This is a genomic window from Gemmiger sp. An50, assembly GCF_002161595.1.
Taxonomy (GTDB): domain Bacteria; phylum Bacillota; class Clostridia; order Oscillospirales; family Ruminococcaceae; genus Allofournierella.
Window position 1 is genome coordinate 1 of the sequence record NZ_NFID01000020.1, and the last position, 15,545, is coordinate 15,545.

Annotated in this window: 19 protein-coding genes; 2 read left to right on the top strand and 17 right to left on the bottom strand. The window is 60.4% G+C overall.

Going from position 1 to position 15,545, the window contains the following annotated elements; genetic code table 11:
• Nucleotides 1-311: 311 nt before the first annotated feature.
• The 11 genes from B5G03_RS14810 to B5G03_RS14860 form a co-directional block, all read right to left on the bottom strand.
• Complete coding sequence (locus tag B5G03_RS14810; RefSeq protein ID WP_087182443.1) at nt 312-968, bottom strand: HAD family hydrolase; 657 nt, start codon at nt 966-968, stop codon at nt 312-314.
• Between the two features lie 130 nt (nt 969-1,098).
• Nucleotides 1,099-1,860, bottom strand: a complete 762-nt coding sequence (locus B5G03_RS14815; protein WP_087182444.1) for a histidinol-phosphatase HisJ family protein — start codon at nt 1,858-1,860, stop codon at nt 1,099-1,101.
• Nucleotides 1,857-2,507 (bottom strand): bifunctional phosphoribosyl-AMP cyclohydrolase/phosphoribosyl-ATP diphosphatase HisIE, encoded by a 651-nt coding sequence (gene hisIE / locus B5G03_RS14820; RefSeq protein WP_087182445.1) that lies wholly within the window; start codon nt 2,505-2,507, stop codon nt 1,857-1,859. Before hisIE ends, B5G03_RS14815 begins: the two co-directional genes overlap by 4 nt.
• A 3-nt stretch (nt 2,508-2,510) precedes the next feature.
• Nucleotides 2,511-3,269, bottom strand: a complete 759-nt coding sequence (hisF, locus tag B5G03_RS14825; protein WP_087182446.1) for an imidazole glycerol phosphate synthase subunit HisF — start codon at nt 3,267-3,269, stop codon at nt 2,511-2,513.
• The gene (gene hisA / locus B5G03_RS14830) at nt 3,266-3,979 is read right to left on the bottom strand and encodes a 1-(5-phosphoribosyl)-5-[(5-phosphoribosylamino)methylideneamino]imidazole-4-carboxamide isomerase (RefSeq protein WP_087182447.1); all 714 of its coding nucleotides are present in this window, start codon (nt 3,977-3,979) and stop codon (nt 3,266-3,268) included. Before hisA ends, hisF begins: the two co-directional genes overlap by 4 nt.
• The gene (gene hisH / locus B5G03_RS14835; protein ID WP_087182448.1) at nt 3,976-4,596 is read right to left on the bottom strand and encodes an imidazole glycerol phosphate synthase subunit HisH; all 621 of its coding nucleotides are present in this window, start codon (nt 4,594-4,596) and stop codon (nt 3,976-3,978) included. Before hisH ends, hisA begins: the two co-directional genes overlap by 4 nt.
• Nucleotides 4,596-5,183, bottom strand: a complete 588-nt coding sequence (gene hisB, locus B5G03_RS14840; RefSeq protein ID WP_087182449.1) for an imidazoleglycerol-phosphate dehydratase HisB — start codon at nt 5,181-5,183, stop codon at nt 4,596-4,598. The genes hisH and hisB overlap by 1 nt, the downstream gene beginning before the upstream one ends.
• Nucleotides 5,180-6,247, bottom strand: coding sequence for a histidinol-phosphate transaminase (gene hisC / locus B5G03_RS14845; protein WP_087182450.1), 1,068 nt, complete (start codon nt 6,245-6,247; stop codon nt 5,180-5,182). Before hisC ends, hisB begins: the two co-directional genes overlap by 4 nt.
• Nucleotides 6,244-7,527, bottom strand: a complete 1,284-nt coding sequence (gene hisD, locus B5G03_RS14850) for a histidinol dehydrogenase (protein ID WP_087182451.1) — start codon at nt 7,525-7,527, stop codon at nt 6,244-6,246. The genes hisC and hisD overlap by 4 nt, the downstream gene beginning before the upstream one ends.
• A gap of 1 nt (nt 7,528) precedes the next feature.
• A complete protein-coding gene (hisG, locus tag B5G03_RS14855; RefSeq protein ID WP_087182452.1) occupies nt 7,529-8,149 on the bottom strand; it encodes an ATP phosphoribosyltransferase in 621 nt (206 codons plus the stop codon).
• Nucleotides 8,143-9,249, bottom strand: coding sequence for an ATP phosphoribosyltransferase regulatory subunit (locus B5G03_RS14860; protein WP_087182453.1), 1,107 nt, complete (start codon nt 9,247-9,249; stop codon nt 8,143-8,145). The genes hisG and B5G03_RS14860 overlap by 7 nt, the downstream gene beginning before the upstream one ends.
• Nucleotides 9,250-9,510: 261 nt before the next feature.
• Here B5G03_RS14860 and B5G03_RS14865 point away from each other — a divergent pair, with 261 nt between their 5' ends.
• On the top strand, nt 9,511-9,954 hold the full coding sequence (locus B5G03_RS14865) for a GNAT family N-acetyltransferase (protein WP_087182454.1): 444 nt from the start codon (nt 9,511-9,513) through the stop codon (nt 9,952-9,954).
• Nucleotides 9,955-10,221: 267 nt separating this feature from the next.
• On the opposite strand, the gene rbr is transcribed toward B5G03_RS14865, so the two are convergent.
• The 4 genes from rbr to B5G03_RS14885 form a co-directional block, all read right to left on the bottom strand.
• Nucleotides 10,222-10,761: a rubrerythrin gene (gene rbr, locus B5G03_RS14870; protein WP_058962667.1), complete on the bottom strand. Its 540-nt coding sequence runs from the start codon at nt 10,759-10,761 to the stop codon at nt 10,222-10,224.
• A 345-nt stretch (nt 10,762-11,106) separates the two neighbouring features.
• Complete coding sequence (locus B5G03_RS14875; protein WP_087182455.1) at nt 11,107-11,523, bottom strand: transposase; 417 nt, start codon at nt 11,521-11,523, stop codon at nt 11,107-11,109.
• Between the two features lie 150 nt (nt 11,524-11,673).
• A complete protein-coding gene (locus B5G03_RS14880) occupies nt 11,674-12,666 on the bottom strand; it encodes a GGGtGRT protein (protein ID WP_087182456.1) in 993 nt (330 codons plus the stop codon).
• Nucleotides 12,667-12,684: 18 nt separating this feature from the next.
• Nucleotides 12,685-13,377, bottom strand: coding sequence for an iron-sulfur cluster assembly scaffold protein (locus tag B5G03_RS14885; protein WP_087182457.1), 693 nt, complete (start codon nt 13,375-13,377; stop codon nt 12,685-12,687).
• Nucleotides 13,378-13,735: 358 nt separating this feature from the next.
• On the opposite strand from B5G03_RS14885, the gene B5G03_RS14890 reads away from it, so the two are divergent.
• The gene (locus B5G03_RS14890) at nt 13,736-13,987 is read left to right on the top strand and encodes a hypothetical protein (protein WP_058962671.1); all 252 of its coding nucleotides are present in this window, start codon (nt 13,736-13,738) and stop codon (nt 13,985-13,987) included.
• A gap of 139 nt (nt 13,988-14,126) precedes the next feature.
• Here the strand turns inward: B5G03_RS14890 and B5G03_RS14895 are convergent, their stop codons facing one another.
• Nucleotides 14,127-15,308 (bottom strand): MFS transporter, encoded by a 1,182-nt coding sequence (locus B5G03_RS14895; RefSeq protein WP_087182458.1) that lies wholly within the window; start codon nt 15,306-15,308, stop codon nt 14,127-14,129.
• A gap of 3 nt (nt 15,309-15,311) precedes the next feature.
• Nucleotides 15,312-15,539, bottom strand: a complete 228-nt coding sequence (locus B5G03_RS17170) for a hypothetical protein (protein WP_140401719.1) — start codon at nt 15,537-15,539, stop codon at nt 15,312-15,314.
• Between the last annotated feature and the right edge of the window lie 6 nt (nt 15,540-15,545).

Sequence of the window (15,545 nt, forward strand, 5' to 3'; positions counted from 1 at the left end):
TGGAATTGTTTAACGTGATTTTCCATCACGATAAGGTTCCGTTCAAGCTTCGATATTGTTCAATTTTCAAGGTCCTGTGCCGCTCCCCCTCGCGGGACAGCTTGTTTATTATATCTCGCAGAGTCTTGTTTGTCAAGCACTTTTTTGAAATATTTTTTCAAGCTCTTTCGAGCGGCTTGCCGTCGTTGACGGCTCAGTTATAATACCACAGCCGCAACCCCAAAGTCAACACCTTTTTTCAATTTTTTTGAAAAAGTATCACTTTGTTAATATGCTGCTGCGTTTGTCCTATTTGTATAGGAAATCGGGCCTTACAGGCCCAGCAGTGGGGCCAATTGGTCCACCGTGTCCAGCGGGTGGGTGGAATGTTTTTTCATAAACTGGCGCACCGGCTCCACCTCACAGCCCCAGCCCGCAAAGGCAAAGGGCACGCCGCAGCGTTGCGCCATCTGCCAGCCGGGCTTTAAATCGTCCACCATCAAAAGCTGATCCGGTGCAAGGCCGTAATGCTTCATGATCTCCTTCAGCGCATAGGGGGCGGGCTTGCGCTTCTGGGGCGGCAGCTCCCAACCGAACACCAGCTCCGGCTCGAAGCCGCAGTGCACCCGGTAATCCCGTCGGATCATCTCCTCGCTGGAATGGCTGGCCACGCAGATGATTCCCCCTGCCTCCCGGTACCGGCGCAGCAGATCGGCCATGCCCGGGAACATGGGCGGCACATGGGTGCTGGTCCACTGCTTCCAGACCTTCTGCTCCACCAGCATCTCCTCATCGGTCAGGTGCAGCATCTCCCGGCAGATGGCCTCAAAGCCCGGCTCGAAGTTATACAGCACATACTCGTGCAGGCTCCAGTTCACCTGTGGGCGCAGGATCTTCATGGCATCCAGAAAGGCCGGATAGTGGATGGTGGGTGTGCTGGCCACCACGGTATCGTCGTGATCCAGCACCAGACAGGGCAGACAGGCCATATTTGTTCCCCCTTATATCGTAATTATATAACGTATTATAGCAGACCGGCTCCGTCGGGGCAAAACAAAACCGCCCGGCCGGGGCTTTCACTCCCCCGCCGGGCGGCTTCTCATTCACAATATCAGCCTATCAGAGAGAAGGGCCGCACAGAGGTCCCCAAGTCTCCCAGCCGGCCAGCAGCTGGCCGACGTTGTGGCAGTCGCTGGAAAAGACCAGACGGGCACTCCGGGCCTGCAATTCCTTCAACAGCCAGTTTGCCGGGTAGGGTTGGGTGCGCCAACCCTTGGCCACCGCGCCGGTGTTGATTTCGAAGGCCACGCCCTCCCCTGCCAGCCGGTCCAGCGCGGCCAGTGCCGCCGCCCGGTAGCGGGGGTGCGCTTCGTCGAACAGCGCGCCACCCTCGTTGAACTTGGCAATCAGGTCGAAATGGCCCACGATGTCGCAGCCGGTGCGCCGGTGCACATCCGCCAGCGTGGCGAAGTAATCCTCCGCGAAGGCATAGTAATTCCCGCCGTAATGGTCGGACACAATGCCCTGCTGCCACTGGGGGTCCTCATCCACCGGCAGGTACTCCCCATGGCGGTAAAGATAATGCACCGAGCCGATAACAAAATCGTACCCCTCGGCGGGCCGTTCCGAGTAATAATCCTGCTCAATGCCCAACAGAATCCGCAGCCTGGGCGCGTATTCGCTTTGCAGATGCCGCACCTGCTCCTTATATTCCCGGGTGCCCGCAAGGCTCATGCAGTACCGCTCGTCGAAGCCGGTGTGGCTGTGGCCGGAAAAGCCCAGGGTTTCACAGCCTGCCGCCAGCGCCGCCGCGGCCAGCTCTTCGGGGGTATTGTCGCCGTCGCAGAAGGTGGTGTGGGTGTGCAGATTGTAGGGCCTCATGAGGTCATCTTTTCCTGCTTGACCTTGTGGTCGATGATGTGCCGGCTGGCCAGCTCATCCCGCACGTCCTCCACGGTGATGCCCATCTGCACCATGAGCACCATGGCATGGTAGGCCAGGTCCGCCAGCTCGTAGATGGTCTCCTTCTTGTCCTCGGCCTTGCCCGCGATGATGACCTCGGTGCATTCCTCGCCCACCTTTTTCAGGATCTTGTCCAGACCCTTTTCGAACAGATAGGTGGTGTAGGAGCCCTCGGGCCGGTCGGCGTTGCGCTGTACCAGCAGATCATACAGGCCCTGCAGCGTAAAGTCGCCCCGCTCGTCGCTCTGGAACAATACGTCCTCAAAGCAGGAGTCATTGCCCAGATGGCAGGCCGGGCCCTCCTTTTCCACCAGCACCAGCAGCGCGTCCCGGTCGCAGTCGGCGGTGATGCTCACAATGTGCTGATAGTTGCCGCTGGTCTCGCCCTTGAGCCACAGCTCCTGACGGGAACGGCTCCAGAAGCAGGTGCGCTTTTTCTCCATACTGATGGCCAGGCTCTCGGCGTTCATGTAGGCCACGGTGAGCACCTTGCGGCTTTTGGCGTCCACCACAACCGCCGGGATCAGGCCCTTTTCGTCAAATTTCAGGTCTTGAATGGTCAGCATATCTTATCGCCTCACTATGATGTCGTTTTCCCAAAGGGTCTGCTTCAAATCCGGAATGGCGATTTCGCCAAAATGGAACACCGAGGCCGCGAGGCCCGCGTCCACACTGGGCACCTTTTTAAACAGCTCCACAAAATCCTGCCGGCTGCCCGCGCCGCCGGAGGCGATCACCGGAACCGGCACCGCCCGGCAGACCTCGTCCAGCAGCTCCAGGTCAAAGCCCTGCTTCACGCCGTCGGTGTCGATGGAATTCACCACCACCTCGCCCGCGCCCAGCTCCACGCCCCGGCGCAGCCAGCCGATGGCCTCGATGCCGGTATCCTCCCGGCCACCCTTGGCGAACACCTGGAACCGGCCGTTCACCCGCTTGATGTCCGCCGAGAGCACCACGCACTGGTTGCCGTAGCGCTGAGCGGCGCGGCGGATCAGCTCCGGGTCCCGGATGGCGCCGGAATTCACGCTCACCTTGTCTGCTCCGCATTTGAGCACCCGGTCAAAATCCTCCAGGGTGTTCACGCCGCCGCCCACGGTGAGAGGAATGAAAATGGTTTCCGCTACCCGGCAGAGGATCTCGGTAAACAGCTTGCGCCCCTCGGCGGAGGCGGTGATGTCGTAGAACACCAGCTCGTCGGCCCCATTTTCGGAATAGTACCGGGCCAGCTCCACCGGGTCGGACACATCCGACAGCCCTTTGAAATTCACGCCCTTCACCACACGGCCGTCCCGCACGTCCAGGCAGGGGATGATTCGTTTTGTAATCATTTCGCCGCCTCCAGTGCATCGGCCAGGTCCACTGCGCCGGTGTAGTAGGCCTTGCCCAGAATGACCCCATACAGGTCCATCTGCCGCAGGGCCTTAATGTCGTCCAGGCTGCTCACGCCGCCGGAGGCCACGATCTGCAGGCCCTGCCGCTTGGCCAGCTTGCGGTACAGCTCCAGATTCGCGCCCCGCATGGCCCCGTCCCGGGAGATGTCGGTGCAGATCATGGTGGAAACCCCAAGGCCCTGCATCCGGTCGAAGAAGCTTTGCGCCCCCTCGTCGCTAGTCTGCTGCCAACCCCGGATGGCCACCTGGCCGTCCCGCAGGTCGGCCCCAACGGCCACCCGCTCGCCCCAGGTATCCAGAGCATTTTGCAGAAAGTTCGGGTCGGTGACGGCGGCGGTGCCCAGAATCACCCGGCTCACCCCGTTTTCCAGGTAGGCCCGGGCAATGTCCATATTCCGGATGCCGCCGCCCACCTCCACAAACAGGCCGGTCTCGGCGGCGATGCGCCGAATCAGCTGCAGGTTGGGGGTGGTGCCGTCCCGCGCGCCCTCCAGGTCCACCAGATGGATGTGGGTGGCGCCGGTGGCGGCAAATTTTCTGGCCAGCGCCGCCGGGTCGGGGCTGTACACGGTCATCTGCCGGTAATCGCCCTGATAGAGCCGGACCGCCTGCCCTTCGTACAGGTCGATGGCCGGAAACAGGATCATGCTTTTCCCTCCTCTTCACAAAAGGCCCGCAGAATGGCAAGGCCCACCGGGCCGCTCTTTTCCGGGTGGAACTGGCAGCCCATCACGTTCCCCTTCTGCACCATGGCGGTGATGGGGATGCCGTACTCCGCCGTGGCCACCAGACTGTCGGCGCAGCCGTCGGCGTAATAAGAATGAACAAAATACACGCAGTCGCCGGGTTTTACATCCCGCAGCAGCGGGCTTTCGGCCACCGGCTGCAAAGCGTTCCAGCCGATGTGGGGGATTTTCAACTTTTCCGGGATGGCTCCCTCCATGGGCACCACCCGCCCGGCCAACAGACCCAGCCCCTTGTGGCGGCCGTATTCGAGACTCTCCTCAAAGAGCAGCTGCATGCCCAGGCAGATGCCCAGCACCGGCACGCCCTTTTTCGCCTGCTTGATCACCAGCTGGTCCAGCCCGGTGGCCCGCAGCTTGTCCGCCGCGTCGCCGAAGGCGCCCACGCCGGGCAGCACCAGCTTGTCCGCCTGTTCCAGAACAGCGGGGTCGGCGCTCACCTGCACCTCGGCCCCCACACAGCGCAGGGAGGAACAGAGGCTGAACAAGTTGCCCACCCCGTAGTCAATTACGCTGATCATCACAGCACCCCTTTTGTGGATGGAATTTCCCCGGCAAATTCCGGGTCGATGGCCACTGCCGTGCGCAGGCAGCGGGCCGCCGCCTTGAAGGCCCCCTCCATGATGTGGTGGGAGTTGGCCCCGGCCATCTTTTGCAGATGCAGGGTCAGCTGGGCCTGACGGGCGAAGGCGATCCAGAATTCCTCGAACAGCTCGGTGTCAAAGTCGCCCACCTTCTGGGTGGGAATCTCCACCTGCCCATAGTAGCCGCCCCGGCCGGACAGGTCCGCCGCCGCCAGAATCAGGGTTTCGTCCATGGGCAGCAGGGACTGGCCGTAGCGGCAGACGCCCCGCTTGTCGCCCAGGGCCTGCCGGAAGGCGTCGCCCAGGCAGATGCCCACGTCCTCCACCGTGTGGTGGTAATCCACGTAGGTGTCGCCGGTGCAGGTCAGGTCCAAATCGAACCGGCCGTGCCGGGCAAACAGCACCAGCATATGGTCCAGAAAGCCGCAGCCGGTGGCGCAATTGCCCTTGCCGGTGCCCTCCAGCACAAGGCGCAGGGAAATGTCGGTCTCGGCGGTGGTGCGTTTGATCTCTGCCGTTCTCACTGGACTGCCTCCTTTTCAATTTCCTTGACGGTGTTCACAAACCGCTCCATCTGGGTCTCGTCCCCGATGGTGATGCGGATAAAGTCCCGGGTACGGGGGGCATCGAAATGCCGCACCAGCACGCCCTTCTGGCGCAGGGCCTGATACATGGCCTTGCCGCCCATCGCGGGAGAAGCCGCGAACAGGAAGTTGGTCTTGGAGGGCAGCACCCGCCAGCCCATGGCCTCCAGCTGCCCGGCCACATCCTGCCGGATGGCGGCGATGCGGCGGCAGTTGTCCATGTAATAGTCGTCCTCCGCCAGGGCGGCCTCGCCCGCCGCCAGGGTCATCCGGTTCACGTTGTAGGGGTTGGTGGAATAGCGCAGGGTCTCCAGATCGGCGATCAGCGCCTCGCAGCCGATGGCAAAGCCCAGCCGGGCCCCCGCCATGGAGCGGGACTTGGAGAAGGTGCGCACCACCAGAAGATTGTCGTATTGATCCAGCAGGGCGGCGGCGCTCTCGGCCCCGAAGTCCACATAGGCCTCGTCCACGATCAGCACCCCGTCCGGGTTGGCCTGCAAAATCGCTTCCAGAGCGTCCAGCCCCAGAGCCAGACCGGTGGGGGCGTTGGGGTTGGCGATCACCGCCACCCCGTTTTTGCCGAAGTAATCCGCCGGGTCGATGGTGAAATCCTCTTTTAAGGGAATCACCTCATAGGGCAGCCGGTTCTTGGCCGCGAACACCGGATAAAAGCCGTAGGTCACATCCGCGAAATACAGAGGTCTTTCCTCCCCCGCAAAGGCGCAGAAGGCCAGGTCCAGCACTTCATCCGAGCCGTTGCCCACCATGATATTGGCAGGGCTAACCCCGTAGCGGTCGGCCAGCGCACGGCGCAGCCCGGAGCACTGGGGGTCGGAGTACAGCTGCAATTTCCCGCACTGGGCAGCCACCGCCGCCGCCACCCCCGGCGAAGGGGGGAACGGGGATTCGTTGGTGTTCAGCTTCAGATAGTCCTGGTCCTGGGGCTGCTCCCCCGGAGTATAGGGAGTGAGGGCCGCGTAACGACTTGAAAAAAACCGGCTCATTGCTTTTTCTCCTCCAGCCGCACGGTGACGCTGTTGGCGTGGGCTTCCAGCCCTTCCTTGCGGGCAAAGTAAGCCACCTGCTCGCTCACCTTAGCCAGCGCGTCGGCGGTGTAATAGGTAAACTGGCTCTTCACCACAAAGTCGTCCACCGACAGAGCCGACGAGAATTTCGCCGTGCCGCTGGTGGGCAGGGTGTGGTTGGGGCCTGCGAAGTAATCGCCCAGGGCCTCGGGGCAATTCTTGCCCAGGAAGATGGAACCGGCGCAGCGCACCCGCTCCAGATAATCAAAAGGCGCGTCCACGCACAATTCCAGATGCTCGGGGGCGATCTCGTTGGCGATGTCGATAGCCAGGTCCAGATTTTCCGCCACGATGATCTTGCCGTTGTTGTCAATGGAAGCCCGGGCGATCTCGCTGCGGGGCAGCAGCGGAATCTGCCGTTCCAGCTCCGCCTGCACCGCCTTGGCCAGCTCGCCGCTGTCGGTGACCAGCACCGCGCTGGCCATTTTATCGTGCTCGGCCTGGCTGAGCATGTCCGCCGCCACGACTTTGGCGTTGCAGGTGCCGTCCGCCACCACCAGAATCTCGCTGGGTCCGGCGATCATGTCGATGGCCACCCGGCCGAACACCTGCTTTTTGGCTTCCGCCACATAGGCGTTGCCGGGGCCCACGATCTTATCCACCTTGGGCAGGGTCTCGGTGCCGTAGGCAAGGCCCGCCACCGCCTGGGCGCCGCCCACCTTGAAGATGCGGTCCACGCCCGCGATCTTGGCCGCCGCCAGAATCACCGGGTTCACCTTGCCGTCTGCGCCGGGAGGGGTAACCATCACCAGCTGGGGACAGCCCGCGATTTTGGCGGGGATGCTGTCCATCAATACGGTGGAGGGGTAGGCCGCAGTGCCGCCGGGCACATACAGGCCCACCTTCTGGATGGGCACGATCTTCTGGCCCAGCACCACGCCGGGCTGGTCGGCTACCACAAAGCTGTTGCGGCGCTGCTTTTCGTGGAAGGCACGGATGTTCGCCGCCGCCTGGCGCAGGATCTCCACAAATTCCGGCTCCACCGCCGCGAAGGCCTCGTCGATCTCCGCTTCGGTCACTTCAAGCTCGGTCAGCTCCGCCTTGTCAAAACGCAGGGTATATTCCCGCAGGGCCTCGTCGCCCCGAGCGGCCACCTGGGCCAGAATCTCGGTCACCGCGCCCTCCACATTGGAGGCGATGTTGTCCCGGGCAAAAATCTCGCTGTTGGGTACCTGACCGTATTCATAAATGGGAATCATATCACTTCACCTGTTCCTTCATCTTGGCCAGCATCTCTTCCAGCTGGCGGTTTTTGAATTTGAAGCTCGCTTTGTTGGCGATCAGCCGGGCGCTGATGGGCAGAATGTCCGCCACCACCTCCAGATTGTTTTCCCGCAGGGTGGTGCCGGTCTCCACGATGTCCACGATCACGTCGGACAGGCCCAGAATGGGGGCCAGCTCGATGGAGCCGTTCAGCTTGATGAAATCCACGTCCCGGCCCATGCCCGCGTAGTAGTCCGCCGCGATGGACGCGAATTTGGTGGCCACCCGCAGGGTGCGTTCCCCGTCGTCATGGAAGTCGCGGGGGGCGGCCACCGCCATCTTGCAGCGGCCCACATTCAGATCCAGCAGCTCGTACACATCCGGGTGGTATTCCAGCAGGATGTCCTTACCGGCCACGCCCACGTCGGCCGCGCCCCGTTCCACATAGATGCTCACGTCCGAGGGCTTGACCCAGAAGTACCGGATGCCCTTTTCGGCGTTTTCAAAAATCAGCTTACGGCTGTTCTCCCGAATGGCCGGGCACTCGTAGCCCGCCGCCTCGAACATGGCATAGACCTTTTCGCCCAGGCGGCCCTTGGGCAGCGCGATGTTCAGCATGGTTTCCCCTCCTTGTCCAGCCGGATGCATTCCTGATATCGCAGCTTGGGCGGCACCGCCTTCTGGGCGCTCACGCTCTTGCCCTCGGCGCGCAATTTTTGCACCGCCGCCGCCACCGCCGCCGCGGGGGTCTCGTTTTCATAGAGCAGCAGCACCTGCACGTCCCATTCCGGGCGGGGGCTGCGCAGCTGGTCCAGCCGGTCCAGATAAAGGGCGAACCCCACCGCGCCCTGACTTCGGCCCATCCGGCGCATCAGCCGGTCATACCGGCCACCCGCCAGCACGCTCTGGCTCAGGCCCTGCAAAAAGCCCCGGAACACGATGCCGTTGTAGTAGTCCATGTGGTTGACCACCGAGAAGTCCAGCACCACTTCGTCGCCCAGGCCCGCCGCGTCCAGCAGGGCGCTCAGCTGCTCCAGCTCGGCCAGCGCCTCCCCGGCAAGCTCGCCGCAGAGTTCCCGCAGCTTTTGCAGCGCCGGGCCCCGGCTGCCGTAGATGGTCACCAGCCCGGCCAGCCGCTGGGCGCATTCGGCCGACACACCATTTTCCTCGCAGATGCGGGCCAGATCGTGGGCATTTTTCTGGGAGAGGGCCTCCAGCGCGCTGCTTCGGAACTCCTCGCCGCCGCCCGCCGCCTCCAGCAAGGCGGAGACAACACCCAGATGGCTGAGCTCCAGCACATACTCCGGGCCGATGAGCGCCAGGCTTTTCGCCGCCAGCTCCACCGCCTCGAACACATCGTAGCCGTCCACATCGCCGATGCATTCCAGGCCGGTCTGCATGATCTCCTTGAACTGGCTCGACCGGCGGGACACCCGGTACACGTTTTCGTTGTAGCACACCTTGCGCTTGCAGCCGGGGTTCTCCTCACCCTTTTGCAGGATGGAAAGGGTCACGTCCGGCTTGAGGGCCATCAGGCGGCCGTTGGTGTCGGTAAAGGTGATGACCCGATCGCTGAGCAGAAAGTCCTTGTTCCGGGCATACAGCTCGTATTCCTCGAACCGGCTCATTTTATAAGGCAGATACCCATAGCTCTGGTACAAAGCCCGCAGGGCGATCACCGCCCGCTCCTCGTTTTTCAGCAGCTGGTCGTTTTGCATCCCGGCTCGCCTCCCTGTTCTTTTTGCTTTATCATAGTAATGTAATACTATAAGGAAGTATACAGGACAAACCGTTCTTCTGTCAAGAGCAATGGGGGCGTTTTTGCAAAAGAAAAAGGCCCCCAAAAGGAGCGGTGTTCATAAGACAGTTAACAGCCACCGTAGTTTGAACTGCGGTGGCTGTTCTTGTATTTTATCCCCGTTATGTGATAGCATGGAACCGAACAGACCTACAAATCGGTATTTAGGGAGCAAGTTGATATGAAAATTAAAGAAATCAAGGAGAATAAAAAACAATTTCTTCCGTTGCTGCTATTAGCAGATGAGCAAGAGGATATGATAGACAGGTATATTAATAAGGGGACAATGTATGTTTTGGACGATGATGGAGTTAAGTGCGAATGTGTGATAACAGACGAGGGGAAGGGTGTCCTTGAAATCAAAAACATTGCAACTGAACCAGAATATCAGGGAAAGGGTTACGGTAAAGCACTAATTGACTTCGTTGCTACGACATACAAAGGGAAGTATTCTATATTGCAAGTTGGTACAGGGGATAGTCCGTTGACAATTCCTTTTTATGAGAAGTGTGGATTTATTCGTTCGCATAGCATTAAAAACTTCTTCACGGATAATTATGACCATTCAATATATGAAGCAGGTACTCAACTGGTAGATATGATTTATTTGCAGAAAAAAATATAAATTCCAATTTGTCGAACAGATACTAAGGGCGCACTTCTATACAGGGTAATCCCCATATGTGCGCTCGGTGACGCAAAACACCCCGGACACCTGAATGTCCGGGGTGTTTTGCGTCACTATGTTCCGAGCAAGGGACTGCATCCCTTGCTCCTCGAAAGCGGCTATCCACATAAGGCAAAAGGCGCGACCACTTTCATCACGCCTTTTGCTTTTGTTACTGTCTTACGAACACCCCACTAAAGCCGGGGGCCAAAGGTTCAAAACAAATCAGTGATTTTCCGCGCGCAGCACGAAGTAGCCCTGAGGATGGTCGCAGACCGGGCACTTGGCGGGAGCGTGGGTGCCGATGTGGATGTGGCCGCAGTTGGTGCAGATCCACACCTGCTCGGTCTCACGGGCAAACAGCTTGCCCTCTTCCAGCAGCTTGGCCACCTCGCGGTAACGGGCCTCATGCTCCTTCTCGATGTCGCCCACCATGGTGAACAGGGCGGCGATGCGGTCGAAGCCCTCTTCCTTGGCGGTGGCGGCGAAGCTGGCGTACATGTCGGTCCACTCGTAGTTCTCACCGGCAGCGGCGTCGGCCAGGTTGGCCAGGGTGCCGGGCACCTCGCCGTCGTGCAGCAGCTTGAACCAGATCTTGGCGTGCTCCTTCTCGTTGTTGGCGGTCTCCTCGAAGACGGCAGCAATCTCGTTGTAGCCTTCCTTCTTGGCCTTGGATGCGTAGTAGGTGTACTTGTTGCGGGCCTGGCTCTCACCGGCAAAGGCGGCCATCAGGTTGGCCTCGGTCTTGGAACCCTTCAGATTCATGGAAAACTCCCTCCAATAAAGTAAGAATATTTTTTATTACAGCACCCGAGGGCGCTATCTTCCGTTGTTTTTCCTTGGGGCACCACCACACAATTCACGGCGAACGCCTCAGGCGGCGTATCCCGCCAAAATTTTCTGTGGAATTTTCCAAAAATGCTCGTCAAGCCACCAAGGCTTGCCTGCGCTTTTTGATTCATTCCGCAAAAAATTTTCCGGCGTGCTCCACCACCTGGAATTATGTGGTGCTGCCCAAACTCTATCATGTTGGCGCGTATTTGAAAAGTGACTTTGTCACATTGGATAACCAGAACGCGCCGCCGCCCCTAACCTATGCCGGAACGCCGGTCACTGTTCCCGCTCGCACTGGCGGGAAATGCGCCGGAACAGCTTCACCGCCTTGTCCACCTGCTCCTGGGGAATGCGCTGGCGAAAGCCCACCATACTATGGGCCACAAAGGGCGCGGTGTGGGAAAAGCTGGTCATGCCGATGAAGTATTGCAGGTAGGGGTTTTCCCGGATCATCTGCACGGTCTGCCGGTCGGAAAGCTCCAGCGCCTGGCGGATAACCAGACTGCCGAAGGCCATGCGCAGCGGCAGCGCCTGGTTGCCTGCCCGGCCGAAGTTGCCCGCATAGTGGCGCTCCATCTCCTGCCAGTCGATCTCCTTCGCCAGCTTCACCCAGCGGTTATTCTCATCCAGTGTTCCCCCAAAGGGCTGCACATAATCATAAAGGGTCATCTGTGATTCCGCCATATCATACATAACCCGCCGCCTCCTCTTTTTTTGCGTGCATTATTTTTATTATTGTAGCATACAATCCAGCAAAAAAGCCAGTGCGCAGGCAGCAAAAAAGCACCGCCCCCAAAAGGGGACGGTGCTCATGTTCAAAACACAGTGTGCTTAACGGGTCGATTAGACCTGAGAAGCAGCAACAGCACAGGCCACGGTGGCGCCAACCATGGGGTTGTTGCCCATACCGATCAGGCCCATCATCTCCACGTGAGCGGGCACGCTGGAGGAGCCGGCGAACTGAGCGTCGCCGTGCATACGGCCCATGCTGTCGGTCAGGCCGTAGGAAGCGGGGCCGGCAGCCACGTTATCGGGATGCAGGGTACGGCCGGTGCCGCCGCCGGAAGCAACGGAGAAGTACTTCTTGCCGTTCTCGATGGCCCACTTCTTGTAGGTGCCGGCAACCAGGTGCTGGAAGCGGGTGGGGTTGGTGGAGTTACCGGTGATGGAAACCTCAACCTCCTCAGCCTTCATGATGGCAACGCCTTCCAGAACGTCGTTGGCGCCGTAGCACTTAACAGCAGCGCGCTCGCCGTCGGAGAAAGCCTTCTCGCGAACAACCTTCAGCTCGCCGGTCTTGAAGTCGTAATCGGTCTCCACGTAGGTGAAGCCGTTGATGCGGCTGATGATGTAAGCTGCATCCTTGCCCAGGCCGTTCAGGATAACGCGCAGGGGGGTCTTACGAGCCTTGTTGGCGGTGCGGGCAATACCGATAGCGCCCTCAGCAGCGGCGAAGCTCTCGTGGCCAGCCAGGAAGGCGAAGCACTTGGTCTCGTCGCTCAGCAGCATGGCGCCCAGGTTACCGTGACCCAGACCAACCTTGCGCTGCTCGGCAACAGAACCGGGGATGGTGAAAGCCTCCAGGCCCTCGCCGATGGCGGCGGCGCACTCGGCGGCGTTCTTCAGGCCACGCTTCACAGCGATGGCGGTGCCCAGGGTGTAAGCCCAAACGGCGTTCTCAAAGCAGATGGGCTGAACGCCCTTAACAATAGCGTCGCAGTCGATGCCCTTCTCGAGGAGCATCTCACGGCAAGCGTCCAGGGATTCCAGGCCGTTGGCCTTCAGGCATGCCTCGATCTTGGGCATGCGGCGATCCATAGATTCAAAAGTAGCCATAATATTTCTCCTCCTCTCTTATTCTTCGCGGGGGTCGATGTACTTGGCAGCGCCATCGAACCGGCCGTAGGTGCCAATGTTCTTCTCGAACGCGGTCTTGGGGTCCTCGCCGTGGCGGATGGCTTCCAGCATCTTGCCCAGACGAACGAACTGATAACCGATGACCTCGTTGTTCTCATCCAGAGCGGTCTTCAGGATGTAGCCCTCGGTCAGCTCCAGGTAACGAACGCCCTTGGCCTTGGTGGAGAAGATGGTGCCGGTCATGCTGCGCAGACCCTTGCCCAGGTCCTCCAGGCCGGCGCCGATGGGCAGGCCGCCCTCGCTGAAGGCAGTCTGGCTGCGGCCGTAAACGATCTGCAGGAACAGCTCGCGCATAGCCACGTTGATGGCGTCGCACACCAGGTCGGTGTTCAGAGCTTCCAGGATGGTCTTGCCGGGCAGGATCTCGCCAGCCATAGCGGCGGAGTGGGTCATGCCGGAGCAGCCGATGGTCTCGACCAGAGCTTCCTCGATCACGCCGTTCTTAACGTTCAGAGTCAGCTTGCAGGTGCCCTGCTGGGGGGCGCACCAGCCCACACCGTGGGTCAGGCCGGAAATATCCTTGATCTCATAGGCCTTAACCCAGGCGCCCTCCTCCGGGATGGGGGCGGGGCCGTGATGGGGGCCTTTGGTCAGAGGACACATACGCTCTACTTCATGAGAATAGGTCATAATAGTACTCTCCTTTGCTCTCTTTGTAAGCTTGTTGCGGATTTCACAACATCTACCTTTTCATTATAAATAGGGGCGGGTGGTTTTGCAAGGCGTTTTTCCATTTTGTTCGGCCAAAAAATTGTACCGGCTTCCCTGTTTTGGAGCGATACTGGATTTTTGTGCGAATTAAATCGTCGTTTCGTACAAAGAAATTGCAGTTTCATTGTTGCATCTGCACAAAGGCAGTGCTATAGTATAGGTGCACGGGCAGGGAAAGCCCGCGCGTGGGAGAAAGTATCAATAAAAGAAACATCCAGCGGGCCCGGCTGCCCTGACACGCCGGGGCCTGCGCAAGGGAAAGTGAGGAATCCGTTTTATGGATCGCATCAGTCTTCATAATTTCAATGTTCGTGATTTCAGCGAGATGCTGGCCTCCTGCAAGGGCGACGTTTACATGATCACCCCCGAGGGCGACCGGCTGAACCTGAAGAGCAAGCTGTGCCAGATCATCGGTTTCACCGCTCTGATCCAGGGCGGCCAGATCGCCGAGGCCAAGTTCGAGTGCTCCGAGCCCGAGGACGAGGCCAAGCTCTACCGCTTCAACCTGTTCGGCGACACCAAGGGCTAAGCAACCCCTCCAGACCGCGCACCTTATAAAAGGGTGCGCGGTCTTTTTTTGCAATACCGCACAATTCCAGGTGGGTGAAGCGCGCCGCCTGAGCCGTGAGGCGTGCATTGCGCGGTGTTTCCTTTGCCCGCCGCTTTGCTCAACCGGCGTTTTGGCTCTTTTTCGCCGGGCCCAGCTTCCACAAACAGAAGGCCCCGGCCAGCGCCGCGCCCACCGCCAGCCAGTGCCGCCCGGCATCCAGCCCAAAGGCCTTTGCGGCAAAGGGAAAGCCCAAACTGCCCGCCGCCATGCCCAGTGCCAGCAGGCCGTAGTTGGCCCCTGTGTGGGCCAGGCCGAACCGCTCGGTGCAAAGGCTGGGCAGCACCGCCGCCTGCCCGGCGTAGAAAAAGCACAGCCCGGCATAGGCCGCGAGAAAGAGCCATTCTTTGGCAAAGGCAAACCCGGCGGACAGGCCAGCCAGCGCCCCGAAGGCGGCGATCAGCACCGCCCGTCGGCCAAATTTATCACCCGCCGCGGCAAGGCTCAGCCGCCCGGCGGCAGACCCCGCCGCGCCCACCGCCACCATCCAGGCCGCGGCCGTCTCCGGCAGGCCGCTCTGCCGGGCCAATTCCAGAATGCGGGGACTGAACAGCAGCACCGCCGGGGTGGCCAGCGCCACTGAGGCGGTGATCCACCAGTAGGCGGAGGTGTGCAGCATATGCCCCGGGGTCATGCCCTGCTGGTTTTCCTGCCCCGCCGCCGGTTTCGGGGGCGGATTCTGCAACAAAAGACTTGCCCCGCCGCAGACAAGGCCCAGCAGCGCACCCAATGCCCAGAAACAACCCCGGATGCCCCACAGCCCGGTGAACCACTTCACCAGCACCGTGAGCGCCGCGCCGGACAGCCCCACCGCCACGCCGATCACCCCGGTGGCAAGGCCCTTTTTTTCCGCGTACCATTTCTGAGCGCAGCCCATCACCGCCGGGTACAAAAAGGCGCAGCCCGCCCCCACCGGGGCGCTGAACGCCAGATAAAACAGCCAGGGCTTTTCCGCCGGCACAAAGCCCGCCGCCACGAATCCGGCGCAGAGCCCGGCGCTGCCCAAAAGCGCGGCGAAGCGGGGGCCCAGCTTATCCTGCAAAAACCCTCCGGCCACCCCGCCCGCGCCGAAGGCCGCCACCAGCCAGCTGAGCACAAAGCTGGCGGTCTCCTCCTCAAAGCCGTATTCTGCGCGCACCGGCTCCTGGAACACGCCCCAGGCGGTGGGGATGCCCGCCAGCAGCTGGATGGCCGCCCCCGCCGCCAGAATCACCCAGGGGTGTTTTTTCACAAACTGCCCCATTGTTCATTTTCCTCCCATGGTTTTTTGGCTTAGTGTGCCCCCTTTTTGTTGAGGCAATACCGCACAATTCACGGCAAATGCCTCAGTCGGCGTATCGCGCCAAAATTTTCCGTGATATTTCCCAAAAATGCTCGCCAATCCACCAAGGATTGGCTGCGCTTTTTGCTTCATCTCACAAAAAATTTTACGGCGTGCTCCACCATCTGGAATTGCGCGGTGTTGCCTTGACAAATACCG

What these genes read in the sequence shown, in the direction of transcription:
- B5G03_RS14885 (WP_087182457.1), bottom strand. Translation starts at nt 13,377, where the DNA reads ATGACCTATTCTCATGAAGTAGAGCGTATGTGTCCTCTGACCAAAGGC.
- B5G03_RS14860 (WP_087182453.1), bottom strand. Translation starts at nt 9,249, where the DNA reads ATGCAAAACGACCAGCTGCTGAAAAACGAGGAGCGGGCGGTGATCGCC.
- hisIE (WP_087182445.1), bottom strand. Translation starts at nt 2,507, where the DNA reads ATGCTGACCATTCAAGACCTGAAATTTGACGAAAAGGGCCTGATCCCG.
- B5G03_RS14865 (WP_087182454.1), top strand. Translation starts at nt 9,511, where the DNA reads ATGAAAATTAAAGAAATCAAGGAGAATAAAAAACAATTTCTTCCGTTG.
- hisC (WP_087182450.1), bottom strand. Translation starts at nt 6,247, where the DNA reads ATGAGCCGGTTTTTTTCAAGTCGTTACGCGGCCCTCACTCCCTATACT.
- hisD (WP_087182451.1), bottom strand. Translation starts at nt 7,527, where the DNA reads ATGATTCCCATTTATGAATACGGTCAGGTACCCAACAGCGAGATTTTT.
- hisA (WP_087182447.1), bottom strand. Translation starts at nt 3,979, where the DNA reads ATGATCCTGTTTCCGGCCATCGACCTGTACGAAGGGCAGGCGGTCCGG.
- hisH (WP_087182448.1), bottom strand. Translation starts at nt 4,596, where the DNA reads ATGATCAGCGTAATTGACTACGGGGTGGGCAACTTGTTCAGCCTCTGT.
- rbr (WP_058962667.1), bottom strand. Translation starts at nt 10,761, where the DNA reads ATGAATCTGAAGGGTTCCAAGACCGAGGCCAACCTGATGGCCGCCTTT.
- hisG (WP_087182452.1), bottom strand. Translation starts at nt 8,149, where the DNA reads ATGCTGAACATCGCGCTGCCCAAGGGCCGCCTGGGCGAAAAGGTCTAT.
- B5G03_RS14890 (WP_058962671.1), top strand. Translation starts at nt 13,736, where the DNA reads ATGGATCGCATCAGTCTTCATAATTTCAATGTTCGTGATTTCAGCGAG.
- B5G03_RS14875 (WP_087182455.1), bottom strand. Translation starts at nt 11,523, where the DNA reads ATGTATGATATGGCGGAATCACAGATGACCCTTTATGATTATGTGCAG.
- hisF (WP_087182446.1), bottom strand. Translation starts at nt 3,269, where the DNA reads ATGATTACAAAACGAATCATCCCCTGCCTGGACGTGCGGGACGGCCGT.
- B5G03_RS14880 (WP_087182456.1), bottom strand. Translation starts at nt 12,666, where the DNA reads ATGGCTACTTTTGAATCTATGGATCGCCGCATGCCCAAGATCGAGGCA.
- B5G03_RS14815 (WP_087182444.1), bottom strand. Translation starts at nt 1,860, where the DNA reads ATGAGGCCCTACAATCTGCACACCCACACCACCTTCTGCGACGGCGAC.
- B5G03_RS14895 (WP_087182458.1), bottom strand. Translation starts at nt 15,308, where the DNA reads ATGGGGCAGTTTGTGAAAAAACACCCCTGGGTGATTCTGGCGGCGGGG.
- B5G03_RS14810 (WP_087182443.1), bottom strand. Translation starts at nt 968, where the DNA reads ATGGCCTGTCTGCCCTGTCTGGTGCTGGATCACGACGATACCGTGGTG.